The sequence below is a fragment of the Neobacillus sp. OS1-32 genome, from assembly GCF_030915425.1.
GTDB classification, from domain to species: Bacteria; Bacillota; Bacilli; order Bacillales; family Cytobacillaceae; genus Neobacillus; species Neobacillus paridis.
This window is the reverse complement of record NZ_CP133263.1, coordinates 2899046-2923522: the sequence shown is the minus strand read 5'-3', so window position 1 is coordinate 2923522 and position 24477 is coordinate 2899046. Positions and strand designations below refer to the sequence as shown.

At 40.5% G+C, this 24477-nt stretch carries 21 protein-coding genes and 3 pseudogenes; 20 read left to right on the top strand and 4 right to left on the bottom strand.

Going from position 1 to position 24477, the window contains the following annotated elements; genetic code table 11:
* Positions 1–236 precede the first annotated feature (236 nt).
* From RCG24_RS14480 to RCG24_RS14465, 4 genes and pseudogenes are all read left to right on the top strand, one after another.
* Positions 237–1829 (top strand): PucR family transcriptional regulator ligand-binding domain-containing protein, encoded by a 1593-nt coding sequence (locus RCG24_RS14480; RefSeq protein ID WP_308077338.1) that lies wholly within the window; start codon positions 237–239, stop codon positions 1827–1829.
* Positions 1830–1954: 125 nt separating this feature from the next.
* Positions 1955–3223, top strand: coding sequence for a cytosine permease (locus tag RCG24_RS14475; protein ID WP_308077337.1), 1269 nt, complete (start codon positions 1955–1957; stop codon positions 3221–3223).
* A pseudogene (locus RCG24_RS14470) lies at positions 3220–4323 on the top strand (DUF917 domain-containing protein). Before RCG24_RS14475 ends, RCG24_RS14470 begins: the two are co-directional and overlap by 4 nt.
* Positions 4316–5865: pseudogene (locus RCG24_RS14465) on the top strand (hydantoinase/oxoprolinase N-terminal domain-containing protein). The pseudogenes RCG24_RS14470 and RCG24_RS14465 overlap by 8 nt, the downstream one beginning before the upstream one ends.
* A gap of 211 nt (positions 5866–6076) precedes the next feature.
* Here RCG24_RS14465 and RCG24_RS14460 read toward each other — a convergent pair.
* From RCG24_RS14460 to RCG24_RS14445, 4 genes are read right to left on the bottom strand one after another with little or no spacing between them, the layout of a single operon-like run.
* The gene (locus RCG24_RS14460) at positions 6077–6619 is read right to left on the bottom strand and encodes a 4Fe-4S dicluster domain-containing protein (RefSeq protein ID WP_202654748.1); all 543 of its coding nucleotides are present in this window, start codon (positions 6617–6619) and stop codon (positions 6077–6079) included.
* Positions 6612–8141 carry a molybdopterin-containing oxidoreductase family protein gene (locus RCG24_RS14455; RefSeq protein WP_308077336.1) on the bottom strand — a complete coding sequence of 510 codons (1530 nt, stop codon included), beginning with the start codon at positions 8139–8141 and terminating at the stop codon, positions 6612–6614. Before RCG24_RS14455 ends, RCG24_RS14460 begins: the two co-directional genes overlap by 8 nt.
* A complete protein-coding gene (locus RCG24_RS14450; RefSeq protein WP_308077335.1) occupies positions 8062–8640 on the bottom strand; it encodes a molybdopterin-dependent oxidoreductase in 579 nt (192 codons plus the stop codon). The genes RCG24_RS14455 and RCG24_RS14450 overlap by 80 nt, the downstream gene beginning before the upstream one ends.
* Positions 8637–9848: a PucR family transcriptional regulator gene (locus RCG24_RS14445; protein WP_202654750.1), complete on the bottom strand. Its 1212-nt coding sequence runs from the start codon at positions 9846–9848 to the stop codon at positions 8637–8639. Before RCG24_RS14445 ends, RCG24_RS14450 begins: the two co-directional genes overlap by 4 nt.
* A gap of 283 nt (positions 9849–10131) precedes the next feature.
* Here RCG24_RS14445 and RCG24_RS14440 point away from each other — a divergent pair, with 283 nt between their 5' ends.
* The 16 genes and pseudogenes from RCG24_RS14440 (at position 10132) to tatA (RCG24_RS14370) (ending at position 24384) form a co-directional block, all read left to right on the top strand.
* Positions 10132–10824: a TorD/DmsD family molecular chaperone gene (locus RCG24_RS14440; protein WP_202654752.1), complete on the top strand. Its 693-nt coding sequence runs from the start codon at positions 10132–10134 to the stop codon at positions 10822–10824.
* 14 nt (positions 10825–10838) lie between these two features.
* Positions 10839–13451, top strand: a complete 2613-nt coding sequence (locus tag RCG24_RS14435) for a molybdopterin-dependent oxidoreductase (protein WP_308077334.1) — start codon at positions 10839–10841, stop codon at positions 13449–13451.
* 13 nt (positions 13452–13464) lie between these two features.
* Positions 13465–14043, top strand: coding sequence for a DMSO/selenate family reductase complex B subunit (locus RCG24_RS14430; protein WP_202654754.1), 579 nt, complete (start codon positions 13465–13467; stop codon positions 14041–14043).
* A gap of 16 nt (positions 14044–14059) precedes the next feature.
* Complete coding sequence (locus RCG24_RS14425) at positions 14060–14929, top strand: dimethyl sulfoxide reductase anchor subunit family protein (RefSeq protein WP_308077333.1); 870 nt, start codon at positions 14060–14062, stop codon at positions 14927–14929.
* Between the two features lie 70 nt (positions 14930–14999).
* Positions 15000–15209: pseudogene (locus RCG24_RS21320) on the top strand (4Fe-4S dicluster domain-containing protein); the annotation flags it as partial.
* 3 nt (positions 15210–15212) lie between these two features.
* Complete coding sequence (locus tag RCG24_RS14420) at positions 15213–15914, top strand: 4Fe-4S dicluster domain-containing protein (RefSeq protein ID WP_308077332.1); 702 nt, start codon at positions 15213–15215, stop codon at positions 15912–15914.
* Between the two features lie 2 nt (positions 15915–15916).
* On the top strand, positions 15917–16126 hold the full coding sequence (gene tatA / locus RCG24_RS14415) for a twin-arginine translocase TatA/TatE family subunit (protein WP_308077331.1): 210 nt from the start codon (positions 15917–15919) through the stop codon (positions 16124–16126).
* An 80-nt stretch (positions 16127–16206) separates the two neighbouring features.
* Complete coding sequence (locus RCG24_RS14410; protein ID WP_202654760.1) at positions 16207–17496, top strand: radical SAM protein; 1290 nt, start codon at positions 16207–16209, stop codon at positions 17494–17496.
* Positions 17497–17536: 40 nt separating this feature from the next.
* Entirely contained in the window at positions 17537–17746 is a 210-nt protein-coding gene (gene tatA, locus RCG24_RS14405) for a twin-arginine translocase TatA/TatE family subunit (RefSeq protein WP_202654762.1), read from the top strand.
* 456 nt (positions 17747–18202) lie between these two features.
* Entirely contained in the window at positions 18203–18409 is a 207-nt protein-coding gene (locus RCG24_RS14400) for a hypothetical protein (RefSeq protein ID WP_308077330.1), read from the top strand.
* A 28-nt stretch (positions 18410–18437) separates the two neighbouring features.
* Positions 18438–19145, top strand: coding sequence for a TorD/DmsD family molecular chaperone (locus RCG24_RS14395; RefSeq protein WP_202654764.1), 708 nt, complete (start codon positions 18438–18440; stop codon positions 19143–19145).
* A gap of 18 nt (positions 19146–19163) precedes the next feature.
* Positions 19164–21737: a molybdopterin-dependent oxidoreductase gene (locus RCG24_RS14390; RefSeq protein WP_202654766.1), complete on the top strand. Its 2574-nt coding sequence runs from the start codon at positions 19164–19166 to the stop codon at positions 21735–21737.
* A 19-nt stretch (positions 21738–21756) separates the two neighbouring features.
* Complete coding sequence (locus RCG24_RS14385) at positions 21757–22305, top strand: DMSO/selenate family reductase complex B subunit (RefSeq protein ID WP_202654768.1); 549 nt, start codon at positions 21757–21759, stop codon at positions 22303–22305.
* Positions 22306–22319: 14 nt separating this feature from the next.
* On the top strand, positions 22320–23144 hold the full coding sequence (locus tag RCG24_RS14380) for a dimethyl sulfoxide reductase anchor subunit family protein (RefSeq protein WP_202654770.1): 825 nt from the start codon (positions 22320–22322) through the stop codon (positions 23142–23144).
* Between the two features lie 93 nt (positions 23145–23237).
* Positions 23238–24152 carry a 4Fe-4S binding protein gene (locus RCG24_RS14375; protein ID WP_202654771.1) on the top strand — a complete coding sequence of 305 codons (915 nt, stop codon included), beginning with the start codon at positions 23238–23240 and terminating at the stop codon, positions 24150–24152.
* Between the two features lie 22 nt (positions 24153–24174).
* A complete protein-coding gene (tatA, locus tag RCG24_RS14370) occupies positions 24175–24384 on the top strand; it encodes a twin-arginine translocase TatA/TatE family subunit (protein ID WP_202654762.1) in 210 nt (69 codons plus the stop codon).
* Positions 24385–24477 lie beyond the last annotated feature (93 nt).

Sequence of the window (24477 nt, the reverse complement as noted above, 5' to 3'; positions counted from 1 at the left end):
CTTTAGGTAATAAATAAGCTTATAATTTGCCAATAAGACGTGGAATTATAGAGGTGAGAGGGATGAATGAGTATCTTCATCAAATTAGTAATGACCTAGTTAAAGAAAAATTGGAGAATTTTTGGAGCGGATTTTCCATTTTTTGATAACTTGCGTGTGGATTTCTCTGGTGTCTATTATGGGGAGATATACTATAATGAGAGATATCTGTATGAAAAGGAAGAAGAAGTGGTGAAATGGGGATAACTGTACAAGATATATTGCAAATGCCATCATTAAGGGGCGCAGAGGTGTTAACGGGGAAAAAGAATCTAGAACGAACTGTCTCGTCTTTATCTGTGTTAGAAGTTTCTGATGTCGAGTTTTTCTCACGGAGGATCCAAACTGTTCAAGAAGAGTGGTATTCTGAAGAACTTGTCATCAGCTCATTTTATTCCATCAAAGATAGTGTGGAAAAACAATGCAAAGCCATTCAGCATTTACATGATTTGGGCGAACTGGGTTTAATTTTATATTATGTTGGCATTATCGTGCCAGAAATTCCCGAGGAGGTACTGAAACTAGCAGACTCCCTAGATTTTATTATCATTTGTATGCCCAAAAATGATTATTCTCTCCGCTACAATGAAGTCATCTATGAAGTGATGGAAGCCATTGTGAGTAATCAGACGATTAATGATAATTTTGTGAATGAGGCATTGGAAAAGGTATCCTTGCTACCAGAACATTTACGAAGCGTGGAAATTACACTTAAATTTTTGTCAGATCGATTGAAAGCTAATATCCTGATAACAAATGCAAATTTTGATATTATGAACCAGGTGATGTGGCCGCGAAACTCATCTTTAGACGTATTAAAAATAATCCAAGCACACTCACAAAATAGTTTGAATGGAAAAACGGTACAACAAGAGATAAATAAGAATGCTCTATCCTGTTTTGTTGAATATAAGATTATACATCAGAAAAATGGAGAGCGTCTTTATTTATTTGTCATTAAAGAAAATACGAAATTGCCGGTTAAGACCATAGAAAAAATTAGCGAAGTGGTACAAGTGGCTATGAATTTATGGGGCGATAAGCATGCTGAAGTGAGTGAATATGCTTTAGTAAAAGCGATTGTGAATGATGAAAGTGATAAAATGCGGAGATTAGCCAATCTGCTTCATATTGATGTTTCCGCAATCGAAATGATGTGGCTAGTTTATATTAAGGATTTGTCGGAAGAAAAGAAAATTGGAGAAGAATTAGCAGAGCAAGTGACAAAATATTATAAAACAGCCGTCATTCAAACAATTGATCATTGTATGATCGTCCTTTTAGGGAATTACTTATATAAATATCCTGAGTTAGAAATTGCATCCGAATTTATCGAAACGACTAACTACTTCTCGCAAATATCAAAAATCGTTTATTGTCCAAAGATGCGAAATACCTTAGATGTTCGCCGTATGTATCAATTGGTCAATAATGTAGGCGACAAAGTCCATACCATTTTTCCCGTGCGCAAACTGTTTACGGCAGCGGAAATACGCTCGATGGAGCGGGCTATTGATTTCAGTAAACAAGGAGAAGAAAAGATTGAGGAATGGTTGTCCATCATTTCCCCTGTTCTAAAAGACCAGGATTCTTTAAAAACATTGCTGACTTTTCTTCTGGATGCAAAGGGGAATTTTGATGACTGCGCCAAACTTCTATTTGTTCACAAAAATACAGTAAAATATCGAATTAGAAAGATTAGTGAGCTGATTGGCTATGATGTGACAGTTAACTCGGAGTCTTATGATGCTTATATAGCCTGCATGATTTATCGTTTACTAAATAACTAAGAAAATCCAAATGTTTGTTGGAAACGACAAAAATTTGGATTTTTTTTTATTTTTGAAAAAGACTCATCTTCAATTTTTCCTCTATACTAAGAAAAATCAATTTATTCGGAAAACAGGAGGACTATATGGGAAATAATCGAAGATATCAATCTTGGTTTAGTCTAGGGATAATCTGGGCAGGGGCGTTGGTTTGCATACCAAGTCTTTTAGTAGGAAATGCACTGATAAGCGGTATGAGCTTACCAAAAGCATTATTAGTAACTTTTGTAGGATATTCAATTATTGTGATAATCATGATTTTGCAAGGGATTCAAAGCACTGATTTAGGCAGATCAACCGTTCAAGTCGCAGGACAAGTGTTTGGTAAGAAAGGGTCACGAACGATCATATCTATTATTTTGGCAATCGCCTGCTTAGGCTGGTTTGGAATTCAAGCCAATGTTTGTGGAGCTGCGTTAGCTAGTTTACTAGCTACCTTTCATATAACTATACCAGTACCATTTGCGTCTTTCCTTAGCGGGATGGTAATGGTGGTCTCAGCCATTTATGGGGTAAAAGTACTAAGAGTATTAAGCTATATAGCTGTTCCTTTATTAGTTGTTATTTGTGTTTATGGTTTATTCCAAACATTAACAGGAGATCAACTACAGTTCATTCAGAATTACAAGCCTAAAGGGAATATGAGTTTTATGGATGGACTATCGGTAACGATTGGTTCCTTTGCCTTAGGTGCCGTTATTGCAGGTGATTATTCTCAATTCTCCAAAAAACGTTCAGATGTAATAAAAGCAGCAGTCTTTGGCATTATTCCAGCAGGAGTTCTGATGATTGGTGTCGGAGCTGTTTTAACGATTGCCTATCAAACAAGTGATATTACAGCCGTATTCTTAAAAATTGCCACTCCATTTATTGGTGGTGTCGCTTTAATTTTAGCTACATGGAAAACAAATCTGGTAAATGCTATTTCAGGTGGCTTTGCCTTGGTTAACGTGTTTAACATTACCAAAGAAAAAGAAAAATTGGCAGTCGGTGTTGCTGGAACGATTGGAACTGTGTTGGCGGTAGTGGGTATATTAAATTACTTTACACCGATTATGTCGATCCTTTCCGCGATGATTCCGCCAGTAGCAGGTGTGATGATTGCTTCTTATTGGATCATGAACAAGGGGAATAAAAATTCTTGGAAAGAAGTTGAAGGGATCAATCGTTTAGGTGTCCTTTCCTGGCTGGTTGGAGCTGTTATTGCCTGTCTACCGGTTGTATTATCTTTTTTCCCAAGTTTGCCTCAAGTAGCTAATCAGCCATTAATTGGAATTATCATTTCATTTGTTGTTTATTTTATTGGATATCATTTTACTGCTCAAAAAACGGTCATCTTGGAGGGAAATAAATGAGATATTTAAATGAAAAGGCGATTGAAAATATTGCAATAGGAGCGGCATTTTTGGGAACAGGCGGCGGCGGGGATCCTTATATTGGAAAACTAATGGCACTTTCCTCCATTAAGCAAAATGGGCCAGTCAGATTATATTCAGTAGACGAAATTGAAGATGAAGACTTCTTCATTCCAGCTGCCATGATGGGAGCACCTTCTGTGTTAGTAGAGAAATTTCCGAAGGGGGACGAGTTTGTTAAGGTTTTCCAAAAGCTAGCAAAGTATTTAGGAAAGGAAACAATCGCCGGAACGTATCCGATGGAAGCAGGCGGCGTAAATTCCATGATCCCAATTGTTGTTGCGGCCCAACTGAATTTACCTCTCATCGATTGTGATGGTATGGGTTGAGCCTTTCCGGAATTGCAAATGGTGACATTTCACCTCGATGGAATTTCGGCAACACCGATGGCTATTACCGATGAAAAAGGGAATATCGGAATATTTGAAACCATTGATAATAAATGGACAGAACGTTTAGCCCGCACGGCCACTGTGGAGATGGGGGCAAGTGCTTTGGTTAGTTTATATCCAACAACGGGGGCGCAGCTTAAACAAAGTGGTGTCCATCACATCATTACACTTTCTGAAAAAATTGGTGAAATTATTTCTTCAAAAGCCAAAGACGCAAAAGATAAACTGCAAGAATTGTTAAAAATAGTTTCCGGCTATGAATTGTTCCAAGGGAAGATTGTCGATGTGATTCGCGAAACGAAGGGCGGATTTAACTTTGGGAAAATGAATCTTGAAGGAATTGAAGCCAATAAAACCGAACATATGAAGGTTTATTTTCAAAATGAAAATCTTGTCGCAGAGAAGAATGATAGCGTTGTGGCCATGACTCCGGATTTAATTTGTTTAGTGGATTATGAAACGCTGCTGCCTGTGACAACAGAAGCTCTAAAATATGGAAAACGAGTACGGGTGGTCGGGCTGCCTGCAAATGAGAAATGGAGGAATGAAAAAGGAATCGAGACAGTAGGTCCTAAATATTTTGGCTATGATTATGATTATGTCCCGATTGAGGAATTGGTTAAAAAGGTGGTAGTCGAACATGTATAAAATCGGAATTGACGTGGGTGGTACAAATACCGATGCCATTATTTTGGATGAAAATCGAAACCTGGTTCATAGTGTAAAATCTCCAACCAGTTTAGATATTAAAACAGGTATTGAAACGTCTTTAAAGGCAGTATTAAATGAGAGTAACATTGATCGGACGAAAATTACTCATGCGATGTTAGGGACAACCCAGTGTACAAATGCAATTGTCGAACGAAAAAAATTAGCACGAGTTGGTGTTATTCGCTTGGGCTATCCGGCCACTGCCTCCGTCCTGCCTTATACTGCATGGCCGGAAGATATGGTTGAAAAACTCTCGGGTAATTATGCACTTGTTCATGGGGGGTATGAATACGACGGTCAATTATTGGGAGAACTGGATGAAGCAGAACTTAAAACTCTTTTGACGGAATGGCAGGATAAAGTAGAATCGATTGCGATTGTGGGTGTATTTTCCTCCATCAAAAATGATCAAGAGCTAAGAGTTCGCGATCTCATCCATGAAGTATATGGAGAAGAATTCCCTGTTTCATGCTCTTCTCTGATTGGTTCTGTTGGCTTAATTGAACGTGAAAATGCCACCATTTTAAACGCGGCATTGTGTAAAGTAATTGAAACGACAACAGAAGGGTTTATTCGTGCATTGGAGGAAGAAGGGATTACCAATGCGGAAGTGTTTCTATGCCAGAATGACGGAACATTGATGTCGATCGATTATGCGAAGCAATTTCCCATCTTAACGATTGCCTGTGGGCCAACGAATAGTATACGTGGCGCTTCATATTTAGCCCAGATCAAAAATACGATTGTTCTAGATGTTGGTGGTACGACTTCTGATATTGGGGTTCTTCAAGATGGATTTCCAAGAGAGTCTTCAGTCGCAGTCGAAGTAGGGGGAATTCGGACAAATTTCAGAATGCCAGATATTATCTCTATTGGGCTGGGGGAGGAAGTATTGTTCGCACGGATCATGGCAAGATTACAGTAGGACCAGATAGTGTTGGCTACAAAATCGGCCAGGAGGCATTGGTCTTTGGCGGAAATACCCTTACAGCAACAGACATCGCCGTTCGTTTAGGCATGGCTGACATTGGTGATAAGAGCTTAGTAGCACATATTGATGAAGAATTCGCCCAAAAGGTTCAAGTGGAAATTTGCTCCATTATCGAGCAGGCGATTGAAAAAATGAAAACTTCCTCGGAAGATGTTTCACTTGTTCTAGTAGGGGGAGGCAGTATTATTGTTCCAAATGCAATCAGCGGGATATCCAATATAGTAAAAACGGAAAATGGTGGCGTTGCAAATGCGATTGGTGCATCCATTTCGCAAATTAGCGGGCAATATGAACAGATTTATATTTATGCCAAAGAGCCGCGAGAAAAGTCTCTGAAAGATGCGGAAGAAAAAGCAGTAAAACAAGCTGTCTTAGCCGGGGCAGTCCCAGATACGATTGAATTGGTAGAGGTAGAAGAAACACCACTTGCTTATCATCCAGAAAATGCAACTAGATTAAGAGTGAAAGTGGTTGGGAAAATGGAATAGGTATATAGATTTTTGATCATCCCAGCGCTTTTACCTCATAATAGGCTGGCTTCCTAAAGGGTGTAAATCTGAAAAGGCAAAAATAGTGATAGAAGCTCCTCATAAGTAATCAAACTTGTGAGGAGCTTCTTTTTTACTTCCTCCGTTACGAGCAGATTAACATTCTCCGTGATTTTATCAAGAAAGTTAATTTAATGGCTGTTTCATCGTATTAAGTTGCTAAAAAATAACGTTTTTTTGGTTTTACCGGATAAAAAACCACTGAGGGGCAGGTGATCGTCACATCGGCAAAACCTTGCAGCGAGCGAACAGCGTTTTCGTCAGAAAATGTATTTAAGTCCACTTGCTTCAATGCCCCGGTAGTACAGGCTTCAACACAAGCGGGAACCAAATCCATGTCTTGCCGCTGGTAACACATTTGGCACTTGCTGACCTTTTTTGTTTCTGGATTAAATTGGGGGGCGCCATACGGGCAGGCTGTGACGCATAACTGGCATCCGGTGCATATATTTTCGTCAATTTGAACAATCCCATCCTGACGCTTTGAGAAAGCCCGTTCGGGACAAACTCGGAAGCATTCAGGACTGTCACAGTGAAAACAGGAATGGGAGAGGTATATTTCAGGTGCTAGTTTGGTTACCTTTCGCCACTGAATTCCGGTTGGCGTTTGATTTTCATTTTTACAGGCAATTTCACATGCCCTACAGCCGATGCATTCATCCGCATTGAAACGAAAGCCAACTCGCTTAAACACGGCCATCCCTCCATTTCCTGATTTTTACGGTACTGTCATAAAAGAAAGTGCTGGATTCTTGTGAATGGCAATGGGTAATAAGTTTGTTAATGGGATTACTCCCGGCCTGAGCAGCCACAACAACATTATTTGGTAATGATGGATTGATTTTTGCGGTGCCTACGATCGAGCCAGTCTCGTTAAATACCTCCATCTTCGTGTAGTTGGCAATTTCCAACTCCTCGGCGGCCTTTGTTGAAATCTCTATCATATTATCACTTTCCTCTTGATTGAGCCATGGGAGCATTTCGTATTGTGAATGAATTTTTAACAAGGATTGCGGTGTTAATAATGTGTACACACCTAGCTGCTGCTTTTCCGGGGCATACTCCTCTAATTCTGTTAGCCCGCCGCTTTCTTCAAAGGGATTCAGCCAAAATTTCGTTTGAAACTGCTGAGCAGAATCAATTTCCTTTACGTGTGGACCTGCCAATAAATCTTCATAGGACGTTAATGAATATTGCCGCATAATGTCAGGTGTCAACTCGGCTTTAATCCAATCCAGCGGTTCTTTTTCATAAGGAAAATTTGAAAATCCCGGCGACAGCTCATTTAGTTTCCTTGTCAACTCCCTGGCGATTTGCAAATCACTTTTCGCTTCCCAATAGGGAGGAATCGCTTTTTGGTTGATGGACAGCCAATAATGCCAGTAGCTGACATGCAAATCATCTTCCTCAAAATGGGTTGCTGCCGGGAGCACAAGATCGGATTCTTCGGCTGTTTTGGTTAAATACAGATCGACGGTTACGATTAGTTCCAATCTGTCAAAAAGCTGCTTCCACCCTTTTAGATCCTGGTCCTGGGTAATAATATTTCTCGAAGCGATCCAAAGAAACTTCAATGGTGGATCTTTTAAGGCCAGGGCGCTTTTTGGATAATTGCTCATATCAATTTCCCTTGAAGTGTGAATCGAGGGATGGGCTGGTCCCTTGTGATTGTACAAATGAAGCGGAAAATGCTCGACGTCAAAATGCATAAAGTACAGTCCGCCGCTGGGAATACCGAGGTTACCGGTAATTATAGCAATGCTAGTGATCGCACCTATGCTGCCGCTGCCATGTTTATTGCGCTGAATGCCCAATCCACTCCAAGTTACGGCAGGCTTAGTAGTTTCATAAGCATCCGCAAGCAGCTCAATTGCCTCAAGCGGTGCTCCTGTGCGTTTGCTGACATCCTCTAACTCTATTTTTGTTTCAATAAAATGCTTGTACTCCTCCCAGCCAAAGGTTTGCTTCCGAATAAACGATTCTGCGTAGTTCCCCCTCTTGATCAGCAGCTTGGCAACACCATAGGCAAGCCATAAGTCTGTCCCTGGTTTAATTTGAATATAAAGATCCGCCTTTTCTGCTGTTCTTGTAAAAATAGGGTCAATGACAATCAGTTTGGCCCCATTTCTTTTTGCTTCATACAGATATTTCATTTGATGGACGTTGGTAACCGCCGGATTGGCACCCCAAATGACGATCAATTTTGCATGTGCCATCTCTTCCGGGGGAGCTAAAGCTATGACCAAAGGACTGATTAACCGCTAGCTTTCCGGTTAACGCACACGGATTGCCAACTGGTTTGGTATGCGGGCCGATACTGTTGAACATTCCTTCCACCGCATAATGAAGAATGCCAAGATTCCCTGAAAATTTGTTATAGCCGCAGGCGAGATTCGAGCCATACCGGTGATTGAGTTCGATGATTTTATCTGCAATGATCGAGTAGGCTTCATCCCAGGAAATCCGTTTCCAATTGCCTGAACCTCTAGGCGTTTGCAGCATTGGATATTTCAGCCGCTTGGGATTGTAGACAAATTGGGTATAGGCATAGCCTTTTGCACACAGCTTGCCTTGTGTAAAACCATGCTTCGGGTCACCGGTCACTTTCATCAGGCGTCCATTTTTGACATAGGATAAAATCCCGCAGCTGCCGAAGCAATTGCGGGGACACGTATTCCGATAAATGCCATCTTTCATAGAAACCACATCCGTCATGATAATTTCCGCAAAAGTTTAATTTTGAAAGCAGCAATAATATTTAAGCGGACATTGAGATCGTCCAACTTTACATTGAGGATTTCTTCAATTTTTTTGATACGGTAACGCAATGTATTTCGATGGAGAAAAATTGCGGCTGCTGTTTTTCCCATATCAAATTGATGGGCGGCCAATGTTTCCAGTGTTTCAAGCAAATTTCCTTCATGGTCACGGTCATAACGGATCAACGCACCTAAGCAATGGTCATAGTACTCTTTTAAGTCTTGAAGGTCATGGTTGAATAAAATTCGTTCCAAACCCAGTTCTACAAAAAACGGCGTTCGCGTTTTCAGAAGGACTCCCAGTTCAAAGGCTACTTTTGCTTCCTGATAGCTGCGAAACAACTCAGCCGGATTCGCGTAGACTTTTCCCAGGCCGCAGGCAATTTGCGGCTGGAGTTTGATTTTTTCTGCTTGCGAAAGAACGTTGTTCGCAAAAGCTTGGATTTGCAATGTAAACTGCTCCATGTCAGGGTTGTGCTGTGGAACTACAGCAATAACCTGTGCTTGTTTTATCATTATAATCGGGTTCAGCTGCTGGCAAATCAGTTCTTTTTCCACCAGCTGCAGTAAGATGTTGATCTTCTCCTGGTCGGTAAAAAATTGATCGTATTGAACAAAAGAAAATACGATGATCTGATGCGGTACGGTAAAATTCCAGCCCCAAAGAGCACCGTATTCAATGATATCCTGCTTTTTCTTGATATTTCCGTAAAGCAAATCAAACAAAAAGGCATCTTTAAATTTTCCTTTTTCCTGCTTGATTTCCAGCTTTTTTTGCATTTGCAGAGCGCAGAGGGAAGCAGTAAACAAAATGGCTTGTTCATATAAAGCGGCATCAGGCATGTTGTCTTCACAAATCATGACTAGAAAACCCAGGTGTTTCTGATGAAGCGAAATGGGGGCGACAAATCCAGCAGAAATGGTGTCACGTGTTGAAATCTCGCACGAAGATAGGGAATCTCGTTCAAATTCTTTGTTCGGAATGATTACGATTTCGTTCATATCTAAGTGAGCAGTAGAACAATAGAGTTGATAAAAAGGATCGGTAACGAGTATAGGGCAGGACAAAAGCGTGGAGAGTTTCTGAATCAATGGTTCAACACCCTTGCTTGACTCTGTTAGTAATTCCTGAACAAAATCTGGGATAACCTGCTGCTTGATCATGATATTTTCTCCTTTCACTACCCTATAACTACTTTATACACTAATCATATATCGGTTTTCAAGCCAGAACAATGAATGTCACAGAATTGTAATTTCCTCAGGTTGTGCGTCACAAATCTGCCAATATTTTTGGACAGAAGCACAAAAATGATGACGATTATTCGTGTGCTCGGGCCGTACCCTAATCCAATCAAAAAAATTATAATAAAGAGCATAATAAGATGTGAATGTTTTCACAAAGATAGTTCGCTCTTGTTTCAAAGTAGAAAGAGGTGAAATAAAAATGAATCTACAAAAAACTGAGGAATTATACGAAATTGAAAATCTATTAGAATTACGTATTTTTGCGTACGATATTTTACGAAAAGTTTTTCTGGCTGAGCCCACAAAAGAATTGGTTGTTCAATTTCAAAATGGAATTATTAATTTTTTTCCATTTAATGAAGAAGATCCACAAATCAAAGAAGGGATTGGCCAAGTCAGCCATTTTTTTCAAACCTTTGATATGGATAAGAATTTTGATGGTTTGCATTGGGATTATACAAGAATGTTTATTGGCCCATACAAGCTCCCTGCTCCAATCTGGGAATCTGCCTATCTAAATCGGGAAGGCCTTCTTTTTGCAGAGGAGACATTAGCGGTTAGAAGACTATATCTGCAATACAACCTGCTGTCTTTACAGTATGGCAAAGAAGCGGATGACCATTTAGGATTAGAGCTTGATTTTATGTATCAGTTAAGTACATTGGCAAACAACCATGCTCAAGATGAGAATAGTCAGCTATTACAAAAGGTATTGGCTGATCAATATGAATTTTTAAAGGAACATCTTTTAAAATGGATCCCAGCTTTTGGTAAAAAGGTAATCAAGCATGCTGAAACTGATTTTTACAAAGGCATGGTGAAAATCCTCAATGGATTTTTAACAATAGATAAAATTTGTTTGGAGGAGCTTTTTACCAGTTATAAACAATAAATGGAGGTGTTTTTATGTCAAATCTTCTAAAAAAGGCCATGGATTATAAATTCAGCCGTAAAGCCTTTTTAGGTTGGTCTGCAGCATTAACTGCTGCAGCGTTTGTCCCGAGTTATGGACTAAAAAAGATTACTCCAGAGGCCGCAGCTGAGAAGTTGAAGGATGAAGGCGAATGGGTACCAGTAGCTTGTTGGCATAACTGTGGAGGACGCTGCTTGAATAAGGCGTTAGTTGTTGACGGAGTTGTGGTCAGACAGAAAACAAATGACACCCATTCAGACAGCCCGGATTATCCACAGCAAAGGGGCTGCCATCGCGGACGCTCTCAAAGACACCAAGTATTTGGGCCAGACCGTCTGAAGTATCCAATGAAGCGGAAACACTGGGCCCCTGGCGGCGGCAACAAAGAATTGCGCGGAAGAGACGAATGGGTTCGTATTTCCTGGGATGAAGCGTTAGATCATGTCGCAACTGAATTAAAGCGCATCAAAGAAAAGTATGGAAATGAATCAATTCTTGGAACAAGCAGGCTGCTTAACTTTTACGGTGGTGCCCTTGTAAGATGGGGGTCCTCTTCATCAGGTGCATGGGGAATTCCTCAGGAGACTATGACGGGATTCTTCTCATGGGCAGGTAACGACAGATTAGATTGGCGAAATGCAAAATTGATCGTTATGTGGGGATCCAATCCGGCCCGGTCGAATTTGGGAAATCCAACCTACAATCTGTTACAGGCAAAAAAAGCCGGCGCAAAATTTATTTTTGTTGATTCTAACGTCACACCATCTGTCAAAACATTGGCAGACGAATTTATTCCTTGCCGCCCGGGTACCGATACGGCACTCTTGCTGGCAATGGCGTACCATATGATTGAAAACAATCTTCAGGATCAGGATTTCCTTGATCGCTGCACGGTTGGCTTTGATAAGGATCATATGCCTAAAGGTGCCGATCCTAAGGAAAACTTCAAAGATTATGTTTTAGGAACGTATGATGGTGTTCCGAAGACTCCAGAATGGGCATCGGAAATCTGCGGTACAGATCCTAAGGTGATCAGAAGTTTTGCCCAGGAAATTGCAACAACGAAACCAATGATTTTCACTTCATCCTTTGCGCCTGCCCGTACGTACAGAGGACAGCAATACTGCCAGGCCTTCCTGACCGTCGGCTGGATGACAGGAAATGTCGGAAAACCGGGTGCCGGCGTATGGACGATGAATTATGCGTCAAACCAAAGTTACGGTGGAAAAACGCTCGTTATGGGCGGAGATACGGGACTTCCTCCTGCAGTAAATCCGTTATTCCCGGATGCCACTTACGGTGCTTATGACGGATATCGTTGGGCGAATCCGACCAATCCTAAAGCCCACGGAATGGCTTATTGTGAAACCTATGATGCCATTTTAAATGGTGAGTACACAGGAACAAAAGGCGTCGGCGGAGGCAAAGTGAAGTGTGATATTCGGATGATTTGGCTGGTTCGTGACGGAAGCGGCTATAATTTCTTAAACCAATCCTCCGATATTAACAAAGGAATTAAAGCTTTCCGTAAAGTCGATGCGGTCTTTACCAATGACATTGTTCTGTCAACGATTTCGAAATATGCGGATATTGTCTTGCCGACAACAACCCCATGGGAAAAAGAAGGAACCATTTTACAAGGTAACCCGGAAGCGATCTTCGTTTTCAAAAAAGTAGTGGAACCGCTTTTTGAAGCGAAAACTGAACAATGGATGGATGAGCAGCTTGCCAAACGGATTGGGTTAGATCCGAAGAAAGTTTATCCAATTTCGGAGAAACAGCAATTCTTCAACAGCATTGTCGGTGCTCAAGTTATTAAAGCAGATGGGGTTAATTACGAGCCGCTGGTAACGATCACGCAAAAAGATATTGACGAGTGGGGCGTGAAGGGTAAACCGCAAATAGGGAAAATTTCCCTGAAGGAAATAGTGGAAAAAGGTGTTTACCAAGTGCCGAGATCGCCTCATGACAATCTCACGGTGATCCAAGGAGAAGATTTTGTAAAAGATCCGAAAGCAAATCCGATTACGACGAAGAGCGGCAAGTTGGAAATTCACTGTCAAGCTCTGTCTGATAAAATTGCGGCCTACGGTTTAACAACGATACCGCCAATTGCTAAGTATCAACCGCCGTTGGACGGTTACGAGGCTACTTTTAAAGATTGGAAAAATAAAGTAAAAGGAAAATACCCATTCCAGCTGATTACGATGAAATACGGAAGACGGTCTCACTCCGTATTTGACAACATCCCGCAGCTTCGGGAAGCGTATCCTCAAGATTTCTGGATGAATCCAAAAGACGGAGAAAAGCTGGGCCTGAAGACGGGAGATACGGTACTGATCGAAAGTGCTTATGGAAAAGTAATCCGCCCGCTGACTCTTTCAGAAGCGATTATGCCAGGGGTAGTAGCTCTTGGAGAAGGTGCATGGGTAGAGATTGACGAGAAGACCGGCATTGATAAAGCTGGTGCCGTGAACGTTCTTTGCGGAGCGCGCTTAAGTGGACAAGGGGAAGAACCTTGGAATACAACGATTGTCCATGTTGAGAAATATAAAGGCGAAGCATTATTGCCAGATGATCAGTGGAAACAGAGAATCATATTTTAGGAGGTGACATCTTATGGGACAAAAAGGTTTTTATTACAATTCGCAGGTTTGTACGGGATGTAAAGCATGCCAAATTGCTTGTAAAGATAAAAATGATCTGGACGTAGGAGTTCTGTTTAGAAAGGTATATGCTTTTGAAGGTGGAACGTTCCCGGATGTATGGGGGTATTACCTTTCCTTAGGATGCAATCACTGTAAAGATCCTAAATGTGTAAAAAACTGTCCTACCGGGGCTATTTACAAACGTGAAAAAGATGGTTTAGTCGTTCAAGATCATGAAAAGTGCATCGGCTGTAAAATGTGTGTATGGTCTTGTCCGTACGAACGGCCGCAATACATTGAAAAAGAAGGTAAAGTAGGGAAATGCAACGGCTGTGCCGATCTTGTGGATAAAGGGCAAAATCCTGCATGTGTCGATGCTTGTCCAATGAGAGCAATTGAATTTGGAGACATCGATGAACTTAGGAAAAAACATGGTAATCTTTGTGACTTGAATGTATTGCCGGATTCCAGTATCACGCATCCTTCCATTACCATTAATGCCAAGGAAGAGGCTAAAAATAAAAACGTAGTAGGAACAAAATCATATTAAAAAGGAGGTTTCCTATATGTTCTCTGAAGAATGGCCGTTGCTGACATTTACACTCTTGGCACAGTTGGCTGTTGGCTCATATATCTTTTTTGTCATTATTCGTTCTTTAAACAAGAAGCTGGGAATGAACCTGGGTATTAATGTTACGAAACGTGGAATCTTTTTTGTTGGTCCGGTGATGGTGTTAGCTTTCATCTGTGCCGTTTTTCACTTAGGTACGCCACTGGGAGCACCTCGTTCGCTTTTACATCTGGGTTCGTCCTGGTTGAGCAGGGAAATTCTTTTTTCGGGAGCATTTCTGATTCTTTGGATTTTCTCTTATTATTTGGATCGTAAAGATGCCTGGAATCAAACGATTGGTTGGATCACTTCTCTTGTCGGGATCGGGGATATATATAGTATGGCAAGTATTTATGCCAACTCTATTCGGCCGGCTTGGACAGATGTAAATACTTATATCGCCTTTTATGGGACAACCATTGTCTTTGGAGCTGCAGCTTCCATGGCAGCCATCCTGTTAAGCAAAGTCGAAAAGACAGAAGGGCTCATGAGCATAGCCAAGAGGATTGGCTTGGTTGGACTGGCAGCCATCGTCCTTCAGTTAATTTATCTGCCTGTATATGTTGCCGGATTATCCGTTCATGGAGGAACAGCAGGTGTTGAATCTGCAAGCTTATTAACTGGAAACTATGCTGTTACGATTCTTTTTAGATGGATTTTATCGATTGCCGGATTAGCAATTATTGGATCCGCGTTTTATCGGAAAGTTAGCCCGAAAACACAATCGACCATCTGGTATGCTGCCTTAACTCTTGTGTTAGTCGGTGAATTTTTAGGCAGATACATTTTCTATGGAACTGGAATATCGATTGGTATTGGTTCTTAAATAAATTTGAGGGGGGATTTTCATCCCCCTTGGGTTGCCGCTTAATCTACAAAACAATGGGGTGAATGTGATGGGCTTATTCAGTAAATGGGTGGAAAGTCTAGCATATGAATATGAAATATTACCTTCCTGCACACGATTGGTAAGCCCTCGTTCACACTGTGAAAAATGTGTGGAGAGTTGCCATCATCAGGCGGTTTCAATCATAAACGGAAAACCCGCTATTAATCATCGAAAATGTGTGGAATGCGGAAAGTGCATGTCCGCGTGTCCTGTTCAGGCCGTGGCAGGTATTTATCCCGAGAGAACGATTATTCAAAACCAGTTGGTAATGAAAGGACAAAACATTCCTACAGTAATAGAATTGCTTATTCTATATAAACAAGGAATTAAAGAGGTTATTGGTGAATCACCGTCCCAGGTAAAGTTATGGAGGCAGCCTGTGGAAGAAGCCAATTCCATCTTAAATCAATTGGGTGAAAGGCCAATTTCTATTTCGCTAAAATCAGTTGAAGATGAAGTGTATTATTCAAGGAGAGAAATTTTTACACTTTGGAAAACAGAAGCAAAATCTGTCTTGAAACAGGTTGTCCCGGCAAGGATGCGTTTTAACCAAAATGCTTTGGATTGGCAAAAATATTATCAAGATTATCAGTTTACAAGAGTTACTATCGATCAAGAAAAATGTATACTATGTGGGGCCTGTCAAAGTCTTTGTCAGAAAAAATGTTTGGAAATTCAGGATGACAGCTTTATGATTTCTCCACAGGGCTGCTCAGGTTGTCAACTTTGTGCGGATGCATGCCCCGAACAAGCGATTCTTGTAGAAGATAGGATTTCCAAAAAACAAGAGACGAGGCTGCCAGTCTTTCAAAACGTTTGCACCGCTTGCCATCAGCCTTTTACCACATTACGGGAAGATGATGAAAAGTGTGTAGCTTGTGTAAAGCGTGAAATGTATGTAAAAAATAGAAAGTTGGGATGAACATGCTATCTAATATTGGAGTTCCCGGACTCATTCTAATTTTAGTTTTAGCATTGATCATTTTTGGACCTAATAAACTTCCGGAGATCGGTAAAGCCGCTGGTCAAACATTGCATGAGTTTAAAAAATCTACAAAAAGTTTAGTAGATGATGAGGTTAAAAATACTATAAAAGTTACTAAATCTGATAAAAATAATAAGTTCATTTCATAAAAAGATATGATAATGTTTGATGTGTACAGAATCTGGCCTTTAGAGATTCTGTCTATTTAACATCAAAAGAAGGTGTCCTCATGTATACAACCATTACCAGAGAAAATATTAATGAAATCCGTAATCCAAGTTTTCGCAACTATGCTTCAAGATATTTAGATATTGAGGATCAGACCAATCGACTCATTGAAAGCTTTGGTCTCCCATTTACGAAAGCATTGAGCTCGATTACGAAAGAAGAAATTATTAAGGATAAAGTAAAATCCAGAAATGAAAAAAAGAGTCTTTATTTAAATTGGGTTTCACCAGCATGCCGGGCATGTAAAAAAGCTGAAAAAAGCCTGACAACATTTATTTCCTTTAAATGTCCGAAAAATTGTTATTTTTGCTTTAATCCAAACCAAGAAAATTTTACAGCTTTTCGTGTGAAGGAACATGATCCAGTTTTTGAACTGAATCAACATCTTGAGCACGGTGAAAGATTTGATCATATTGCTTTAACAGGAGGAGAGCCGCTTCTTCATCCGACAAAAACAGTAGAATTTTTTCAATTCGTTCATGAAAAATCAAAAGGCTCCTATACGCGTCTTTATACTGCAGGAAATTTGCTGACTCCTGACATCTTACGTTCCTTAAAAGAAGCCCATCTAAACGAGATTCGCTTTAGCATCAAACAAGAAGAAACAGAGGATCAAATCGAAAACTTGTATCGGATCATGAAGATGGCAAAAGAATATATTCCAACGGTCGTGGTCGAAATGCCAGTGATCCCAGGGACATTGGAACAAATGAAATCTATTTTGCACCGCTTAGACGAAATTGGTGTGAACGGCATTAACCTACTGGAATTTTGCTTTCCGATGCATAATGCTGAGGAATTTAACAAGCGCGGCTTTGAACTCAAATTTCCGCCATACGAAACTTATTATAATTATTGGTATGCTGGAGGTTTAGGTGTTCATAAGAGTGAAGAGGAATGCCTGCAATTACTGCAGTATGCATCCGAACAGTCATTCAATCTGGGGGTTCATTATTGTTCGTTGGAAAATAAGCATACTGGCCAATTATATCAACAAAATAAAAATGTCCGTTTATCTAAGCTTTATTCTTTTTCAAACACTGATTACTTTATTAAATCTGCAAAAGTATTTGGAAAAGACAAAGAAATTGTGCGAAAACGGCTGCAAAAGCATGGAATATCCTATTTTGAACAAAACGAAATGTATGATTGCTTACAATTTCCTTTATCTGCTATTAAATACTTGAAAGGAACACCAGTGGATATCGCGATTTGTTCATTTGTATCTGAAGTGCAGGGAAAAGAAGAGATTTTACGTGAAGTGAAAGTACAATGGACTATTCCTAAATAATATTTTGGATTGTTCGTAAAATAATTAGGAGTGATTACGTATGTTATCAAATATCGGAGTACCAGGTTTAATCATGATTATCATTTTGGCTCTCATTATCTTTGGGCCGAAAAAATTGCCGGAATTGGGCCGTGCCGCCGGGCAAACATTACGTGAATTTAAAAATTCTACTGCAGGACTGATTGAAGAAGGAAAAGAAGAAGATCATTCCGTATCGGAGCAATCAGAAAAAGAAACAAAATCTATATAATAGGAAAAAGGGAAAACAAACTCATAAACAAAGTGAAGTTTATGAGTTTGTTTTTTTAAAAGATAAGAAATGAACTGCACCCTGTCAAGTAGCTTGATCATGATATTTTCTCCTTTCGCTACCCTAAAAACTACTTTATCCACTAATCATATATCGGTTTTCAAGCCAGAACAGTGAATGTCACAGAATTGTAATTTCCTCAGGTTTATGCGTCACAAATCTGCCAATATTTTTGGACAGAAGCACAAAAATGATGACGATTATTCGTGTGGTCGGGCCGTACCCTAATCCAATCAAAAAAATTATAATAAGAATGCATAGCAGAAAATGTGAAGTATTTCACAAAAAACTTTGTTCATCCAGAATAGATCTTTTTAAAAAAATATACTGTTCAGATAACATCATTCCTTTACGGCTAAGGTATTTGGCAAGGAGCGTAACACTGTTAGGAAATTAATGGAGAAACATCAGCAGCCGTATTCGGTGAATGATGATTACCAGTTTGTTCAATTTCCTGTCGAAGCCGTGAAATGGCTGAAAACAAAGAATTTAGACATCGTCATTTCCTCCAATGTTGTGGAATTGGAGGGAGATCAGCAGCTAATTCGCGAGGTGAAGCTTGAGTGGACAACGCCTAAGAAGTTTAACATTACGGAGATTTAATTCATTTTTGCAAAAGAGGAGTGATCATATGGAACTGATAACAAAATCCCTGCCACTTGAAGAGATTGAAAATGTTTTGTATGCAAGGCAATTTGCTTATGATATTTTGAGACGTTTTTTTGTCGAAGAACCATCGAGGGAGTATATAAGGCAATTTGTTCAAAAAAATATGATTGATTTATTTCCGTTTAAAGAAGATTCACCGGAGATCCGGGAGGGGGTAGCGGCTGTCAAGGATTATCTTGCCACTCATGACGTGGTGAATATTGAGAGCCATTATCAACAATTGCATTGGGATTATACGAGAATGTTCATTGGCCCGTTTGCACTGCCAGCATCGCCATGGGAGTCTTCTTATGTGAGAAAGGATGGCCTGTTATTTCAAGGAACAACGATGGAAGTCCGCAAGCTTTATGATAAATACGGAGTTGCAGTTCGCGATTTTAACATTGAGGCGGATGATCATGTTGGTCTTGAGCTTGATTTTATGTATCACTTAAATGAGCTATGTTTATCCCTTTGCCAGGAAAGTGACTTTGAAAAAATAAAAGAATTAATAGAGGAACAAAGCAAATTTTTACGAAACCATCTTTTACTTTTTGTTCCGCAGCTTTGTGAAAAAATGATTTCCGCGGCTAATACGAGCTTTTTCGTAGGGATGGCCAAGATTTTACCGAACTATTTAAAATTTGATTTAGAGGTTCTTCATGAACTTTTAAATACTGAAATTCACTAAAGGGAGGCTAGACGAAAAATGATTGATTTAGTTAGCAAAATTAAAGATTTCAAAATGACAAGAAGATCATTCATCGGCTGGAGTTCAGCGCTTGCAGCAACAGCTGCGATTCCGCTCGGCCGCGGATTAGTTGCCAATGCCCAAACCACGATTGGAACAAAGGAAAGCGGCGGCGAAGGCGTTTGGAAGACGGCTGCTTGTTGGCATAACTGCGGCAGCCGCTGCTTAAATAAGGTGTTGGTAAAAGACGGTGTCGTCATTCGCCAAAAAACGGACGATACTCATACGGACAGTCCTGATTATCCACAGCAGCGCGGATGTTTGCGCGGACGTTCGCAACGCCGCCAAGTATTTAACGCAGACCGCTTGAAATATCCAATGAAGCGTAAGAACTGGGCACCCGGCGGAGGCAAAAAAGAACTTCGCGGAAAAGATGAATGGGTTCGGATCTCCTGGGATGAAGCCCTTGATCATATCGCATCAGAAATCAAGCGGATTAAAAACAAATATGGCAATGAATCCATTTATGTATCTGGTGGTGCTGATATTGGAAACGTGTTGTCAACAGTCGGCGGCTACACGGCAAGCACCGGTACGATTTCTTGGGGTGCATGGCTGTACACTTATGAAATGTTGGGTGTCGGTGAAGGTCTTTACGTAAATGCCATTAATGACCGCCTAGATTTACGCAACTCACAATTAATTGTGCTATGGGGAGTCAATCCTGCATGGAGCACGATGGGGAGCGTGACTTATAATTATTTGCAAGCTAAAAAGGCAGGAGCCCGGTTTATTTCGATTAACCCGCTGTATACTGATTCGGCTAACGTCTTTGATGCAGAGTGGGTTCCAATCCGTCCTGGTACAGACGATGCTCTGGCAATGGGTATTATGTATACATTGCTAAAAGAAGATAATCCACATACTAACCCATTGGTAAAATGGGATTTCTTAAACAAATATACGATTGGTTTTGATAAGGACCATATGCCTGCAGGGGCTGATCCAAAAGATAATTATAAAGATTATTTGTTAGGTACGTATGATGGTGTGCCAAAAACGCCTGAATGGGCAGCTGACATCTGTGGTGTCGATCCAAATAGAATTCGTTCTCTTGCCCGTGATATCGGCGGCACCGAACGGGTTGCGTTATTAACAGGCTGGGCACCAGCACGGATCAATAATGGAGAAGGATGGGTACAGACTTTCTCAACTTTAGGAATGATGACTGGACATATGGGCAGTACCGGCAACATGACGGGTGTCAGCTGTTGGGAGTATGCCGGAAATAATGGTCCAATGTTGATTACTGGTGGAGATAGCGGCTTAGTACCAGTTCCGAACCCTGTGACAAATGTCATCAATGAAAATCAAATTTGGGATGCGGTCCTCAACGGGAAATTTTTGCAAAAAGGTGAAGGGGAAAAGAAAGTTAATATTCAAATGATTTACCATAACTACAATAATCATTTGCAAACAAGAAGTAATATCCCGAAAGGCATTGAAGCACACCGCAAAGTTGAGTTTGTTGTTGCCAATGGTTATGCGTTAACGACGGTTGCCAAGTATGCGGATATCGTGCTTCCTGTGGCAACGCAATGGGAAACCGAAGGCGCTGTTCGCGGCGGCAACCGGGAAATTCTGATTAACTGGTCCAAGATCATCGAACCATTATACGAATCGAAAACAGACCAAGAAATTGCTAAAGCATTATTGAAGAAGTTGGGTCAAGATCCAAATGCTGTTTATCCGATTTCCGAAAAACAACAATATTTCAACCAATTAGCTGGCAGTAAGGTAGTAAAGGATAACGGGGTTGATTTTGAACCTTTATGTACAATTACTGAAAAAGATATCAAAGATTGGGGTGTAGTAGGAACACCGCAGAAAGGAAGGATTCCACTTCAGGAGTTTGTTAATCAAGGAATCTATCAAGTGCCGAGAAAACCTGGCGATAACTTTGGTTTTATTGCTTATAAAGACTTTATTGATGATCCGGTTGGACATCCGGTATCCAGTGAAAGTGGAAAATTTGAAATTTATTGCAAAGCACTGCATGAAGCATCGAAAAAGGCCTTTTCGGAAATTTCACCAATTCCGAAATATGTGCCGAAAGTAGATGGCTATGAATCTACTTTTGCAGATTTTAAAACGAAGAAAAAGGGAAAATATCCTTTCCAAGTTTTTAATCCACATTATTTAAGACGTTCACACAGTACTTTGGATAATGTGCCTCAGTTGCGTGAAGCATGGCCGAATCCAGTTTATATTAGCAAGAAGGATGCAAAGGATTTAGGAATTAAAGATGGGGACACTGTAATGCTTTCCAATGAGCATGGAAAAACACTGCGTCCTGCTAAAGTGGTTGAAACGATTATGCCGGGAACAGTTGCTCTTCCGCATGGAGCATGGGTTGATATTGATGAAGCGACTGGCGTTGACCGGGCCGGTGCTGACAATATGCTAGTTAGTTTCACTCCAACGGGTCTGGGAACATCCGGTTATAATACCGCCCACTGCAATGTGGAAAAATGGACTGGTGAGCCTCTCCAAGAGGATGTCAAGTGGGAGCAAAGGATTATTAAATTGTAAACGAAGGAGGGCGTAAACCATGGTACAAATGGGTTTTTATATAAATGTCGCCGAATGTGTAGGCTGTAAAACATGTACAATTGCCTGTAAAGATAAAAACGATTTAGAAGTAGGAAGAAATTTTCGTAGAGTTTATGATTTTGAAGAAGGAAGCTTTCCAAAGCCATCGATCTGGCATGTTTCCATTTCTTGTAACCACTGCGACCATCCGGCATGTGTAAAAGGTTGTCCAACAGGAGCTATGCACAAGCGCACAGAAGATGGTGTCGTGGTCGTTGACCAAGATAAGTGTGCTGGCTGCCGCTATTGCCAGTGGAACTGTCCGTATGGAGCGCCTCAATATAATGCCAAAATTGGCAAGATGAGCAAATGCGATACCTGCCTTGATTTACGCGAGAAGGGAGAAGAGCCGGCTTGTGTGTCTTCTTGTATTATGAGGGCCATTGAGTTTGGACCTATCGATGAATTGCGGAAAAAATATGGAGCCAATGCTGACATTAAAGGCTTACCAAGCGCCTCGATTACGAAACCTAATTTAGTTATTCATGCAAGAAGCAATATCAATTAAGGAGGGGAAACCTGATGAATGAATGGGCGTTATTAATCATGACTGTTTGTGTGCCAGCAGCAGTCGGGGGCTTCCTGTTTTTAGGATTATTCCATAAGCAGCTGGCTGGTAATGATGGATTTAAAGTAATGAAATTATCTTTAATTGTACTTGCAGCTGTATCGATTGTCGGTTTATTTGCCGCTTTCTTCCACCTAGGGACACCAAGCCATGCTTTCTATACAATTTTAGGATTTGGCCGCTCTTGGATGAGTAATGAAATTGTCTTTACAGGGGCATTTATTGCACTGGCTTGTATCACTGCTGGCTTAGCAATGGTTCAAAAGCGAATAAATCCAACACTGATATTGTTAACTGCGGTAGTTGGCTTAATTGATGTTTATTGCATGGCGAGCATTTATGCGGTGACCCGTGTGAATGGCTGGGGAAACATCAACACTTATCTTGTGTTCTATGGAACGGTATTTACACTCGGACCGGTACTGGCTGCCAGTCTCCTAGGCGCTACTGTTGAAAGTGAACCTGTTACAAAAATCCTAAAATGGGCTTTTGCCTTAGCTGTTTTTGGGATTTCCATTCAAATCATTGGCACAGTCATTTTCTCTGTCTCGCCAACTGACGTTCAATTAATCAATGGAACTACAGCAACGGAGCATCTGACAGGCTATAGCAGTATGATCACCAGCCGTTGGATATTGGAAATAATCGGGCTTGCTGTCCTCGGCTTTGTGTCAATGTCTTCGAAAAAAAGTGCATTTACGATTGTTTATCTGGCATTAGTAGTTTTACTTATTGGTGAAGCTATGAGTCGTTATGTTTTCTATGTTTTGGGGGCATAAGTTAAATCTATTTTCAAACAGAAAGTGAAATACTTGCTTTCTGTTTGGAAAAAGGATGACTTTAAACATAAATAATAAAATGAGGTGGAACCAATGGGACTATTAGGAAAATGGATTGAGAGTCTTGATTATCAATTTGAAATATTGCCAACCTGTACTCGCCATAAGAGTCCCCGTTCTACTTGTCAACGATGTTTTGATGTTTGTAAGGAAGCAGCCATTTCAATCGATCATAATATACCTATTATTTCACCCAAAAAGTGTATCGAATGCGGGAAGTGCATGGCTGCTTGTCCTGTTCAGGCGATTGCGGGAATTTTTCCTAAAAGAACGGTAGTTAATAACACTCTCGTGATGACGAGTGCTGATTTTCCTACCGTAAAGGAGCTACTGCTGCTTTATAAAAATGGGGTTAGAGGAATTATTAGTGAAAATCCAGAGAGGCTTGAGGACGGTAAAGAAGTGATTGATCTCGCGAATTCGATGCTGGAGCAACTTGGAGAAGAGCCTTTTACCGTATCGACTGATCCGTTCGAGAAAGCTGAAAAGGTTTATTCGCGAAGAGAGCTGTTTTCCGTTTGGCATCAGGAGAGCCAATCACTTATGAAACAAGCAGTCCCGGCAAAATGGCGGTTTAACCATACCCAGTTGGATTTGGCAAAATATTATCCTGATTTTCAGTTTGCAACTTTATCAGTTGATACAAAGAAGTGCACACTGTGCAAAACCTGCGAGTTTTTGTGCGAAAAGAACTGCCTGACGATTTCGGAAACAGGGTTCACAATCAATGCTCAATCTTGTTCGGCATGTCAGCTCTGTGTGGATAGTTGTCCGGAACAGGCAATTATAATAGAAGAAAAAGTTTCTCAGGTTTTTGATGTTCATTATCCTATATATCAAAAAATATGTCCTGTTTGCGGGCAGCCATATGCAACATTGCGTGAAGATGATCAAAAATGTGTTGCTTGTACAAAACAGGAAGGCTTCCTTTCCCCTGTTTACATTTAAAATTTTAGAGGAGTGATTACGTATGTTATCAAATATCGGAGTACCAGGTTTAATCATGATTATCATTTTGGCTCTCATTATCTTTGGGCCGAAAAAATTGCCGGAATTGGGCCGTGCCGCCGGGCAAACATTACGTGAATTTAAAAATTCTACTGCAGGACTGATTGAAGAAGGAAAAGAAGAAGATCATTCCGTATCGGAGCAATCAGAAAAAGAAACAAAATCTATATAATAGGAAAATTTTACTGGAATACTATACACGAAGTGATACTTTAGCTGGGAAAGAGAAATCCTCTAAAAATTGGACAGACAGTGAAAAAAGCCC

What these genes read in the sequence shown, in the direction of transcription:
- RCG24_RS14480 (WP_308077338.1), top strand. Translation starts at nt 237, where the DNA reads ATGGGGATAACTGTACAAGATATATTGCAAATGCCATCATTAAGGGGC.
- RCG24_RS14475 (WP_308077337.1), top strand. Translation starts at nt 1,955, where the DNA reads ATGGGAAATAATCGAAGATATCAATCTTGGTTTAGTCTAGGGATAATC.
- RCG24_RS14455 (WP_308077336.1), bottom strand. Translation starts at nt 8,141, where the DNA reads ATGGCACATGCAAAATTGATCGTCATTTGGGGTGCCAATCCGGCGGTT.
- RCG24_RS14450 (WP_308077335.1), bottom strand. Translation starts at nt 8,640, where the DNA reads ATGACGGATGTGGTTTCTATGAAAGATGGCATTTATCGGAATACGTGT.
- RCG24_RS14445 (WP_202654750.1), bottom strand. Translation starts at nt 9,848, where the DNA reads ATGATCAAGCAGCAGGTTATCCCAGATTTTGTTCAGGAATTACTAACA.
- RCG24_RS14440 (WP_202654752.1), top strand. Translation starts at nt 10,132, where the DNA reads ATGAATCTACAAAAAACTGAGGAATTATACGAAATTGAAAATCTATTA.
- RCG24_RS14435 (WP_308077334.1), top strand. Translation starts at nt 10,839, where the DNA reads ATGTCAAATCTTCTAAAAAAGGCCATGGATTATAAATTCAGCCGTAAA.
- RCG24_RS14430 (WP_202654754.1), top strand. Translation starts at nt 13,465, where the DNA reads ATGGGACAAAAAGGTTTTTATTACAATTCGCAGGTTTGTACGGGATGT.
- RCG24_RS14425 (WP_308077333.1), top strand. Translation starts at nt 14,060, where the DNA reads ATGTTCTCTGAAGAATGGCCGTTGCTGACATTTACACTCTTGGCACAG.
- tatA (WP_308077331.1), top strand. Translation starts at nt 15,917, where the DNA reads ATGCTATCTAATATTGGAGTTCCCGGACTCATTCTAATTTTAGTTTTA.
- RCG24_RS14410 (WP_202654760.1), top strand. Translation starts at nt 16,207, where the DNA reads ATGTATACAACCATTACCAGAGAAAATATTAATGAAATCCGTAATCCA.
- tatA (WP_202654762.1), top strand. Translation starts at nt 17,537, where the DNA reads ATGTTATCAAATATCGGAGTACCAGGTTTAATCATGATTATCATTTTG.
- RCG24_RS14400 (WP_308077330.1), top strand. Translation starts at nt 18,203, where the DNA reads ATGGAGAAACATCAGCAGCCGTATTCGGTGAATGATGATTACCAGTTT.
- RCG24_RS14395 (WP_202654764.1), top strand. Translation starts at nt 18,438, where the DNA reads ATGGAACTGATAACAAAATCCCTGCCACTTGAAGAGATTGAAAATGTT.
- RCG24_RS14390 (WP_202654766.1), top strand. Translation starts at nt 19,164, where the DNA reads ATGATTGATTTAGTTAGCAAAATTAAAGATTTCAAAATGACAAGAAGA.
- RCG24_RS14385 (WP_202654768.1), top strand. Translation starts at nt 21,757, where the DNA reads ATGGTACAAATGGGTTTTTATATAAATGTCGCCGAATGTGTAGGCTGT.
- RCG24_RS14380 (WP_202654770.1), top strand. Translation starts at nt 22,320, where the DNA reads ATGAATGAATGGGCGTTATTAATCATGACTGTTTGTGTGCCAGCAGCA.
- RCG24_RS14375 (WP_202654771.1), top strand. Translation starts at nt 23,238, where the DNA reads ATGGGACTATTAGGAAAATGGATTGAGAGTCTTGATTATCAATTTGAA.
- tatA (WP_202654762.1), top strand. Translation starts at nt 24,175, where the DNA reads ATGTTATCAAATATCGGAGTACCAGGTTTAATCATGATTATCATTTTG.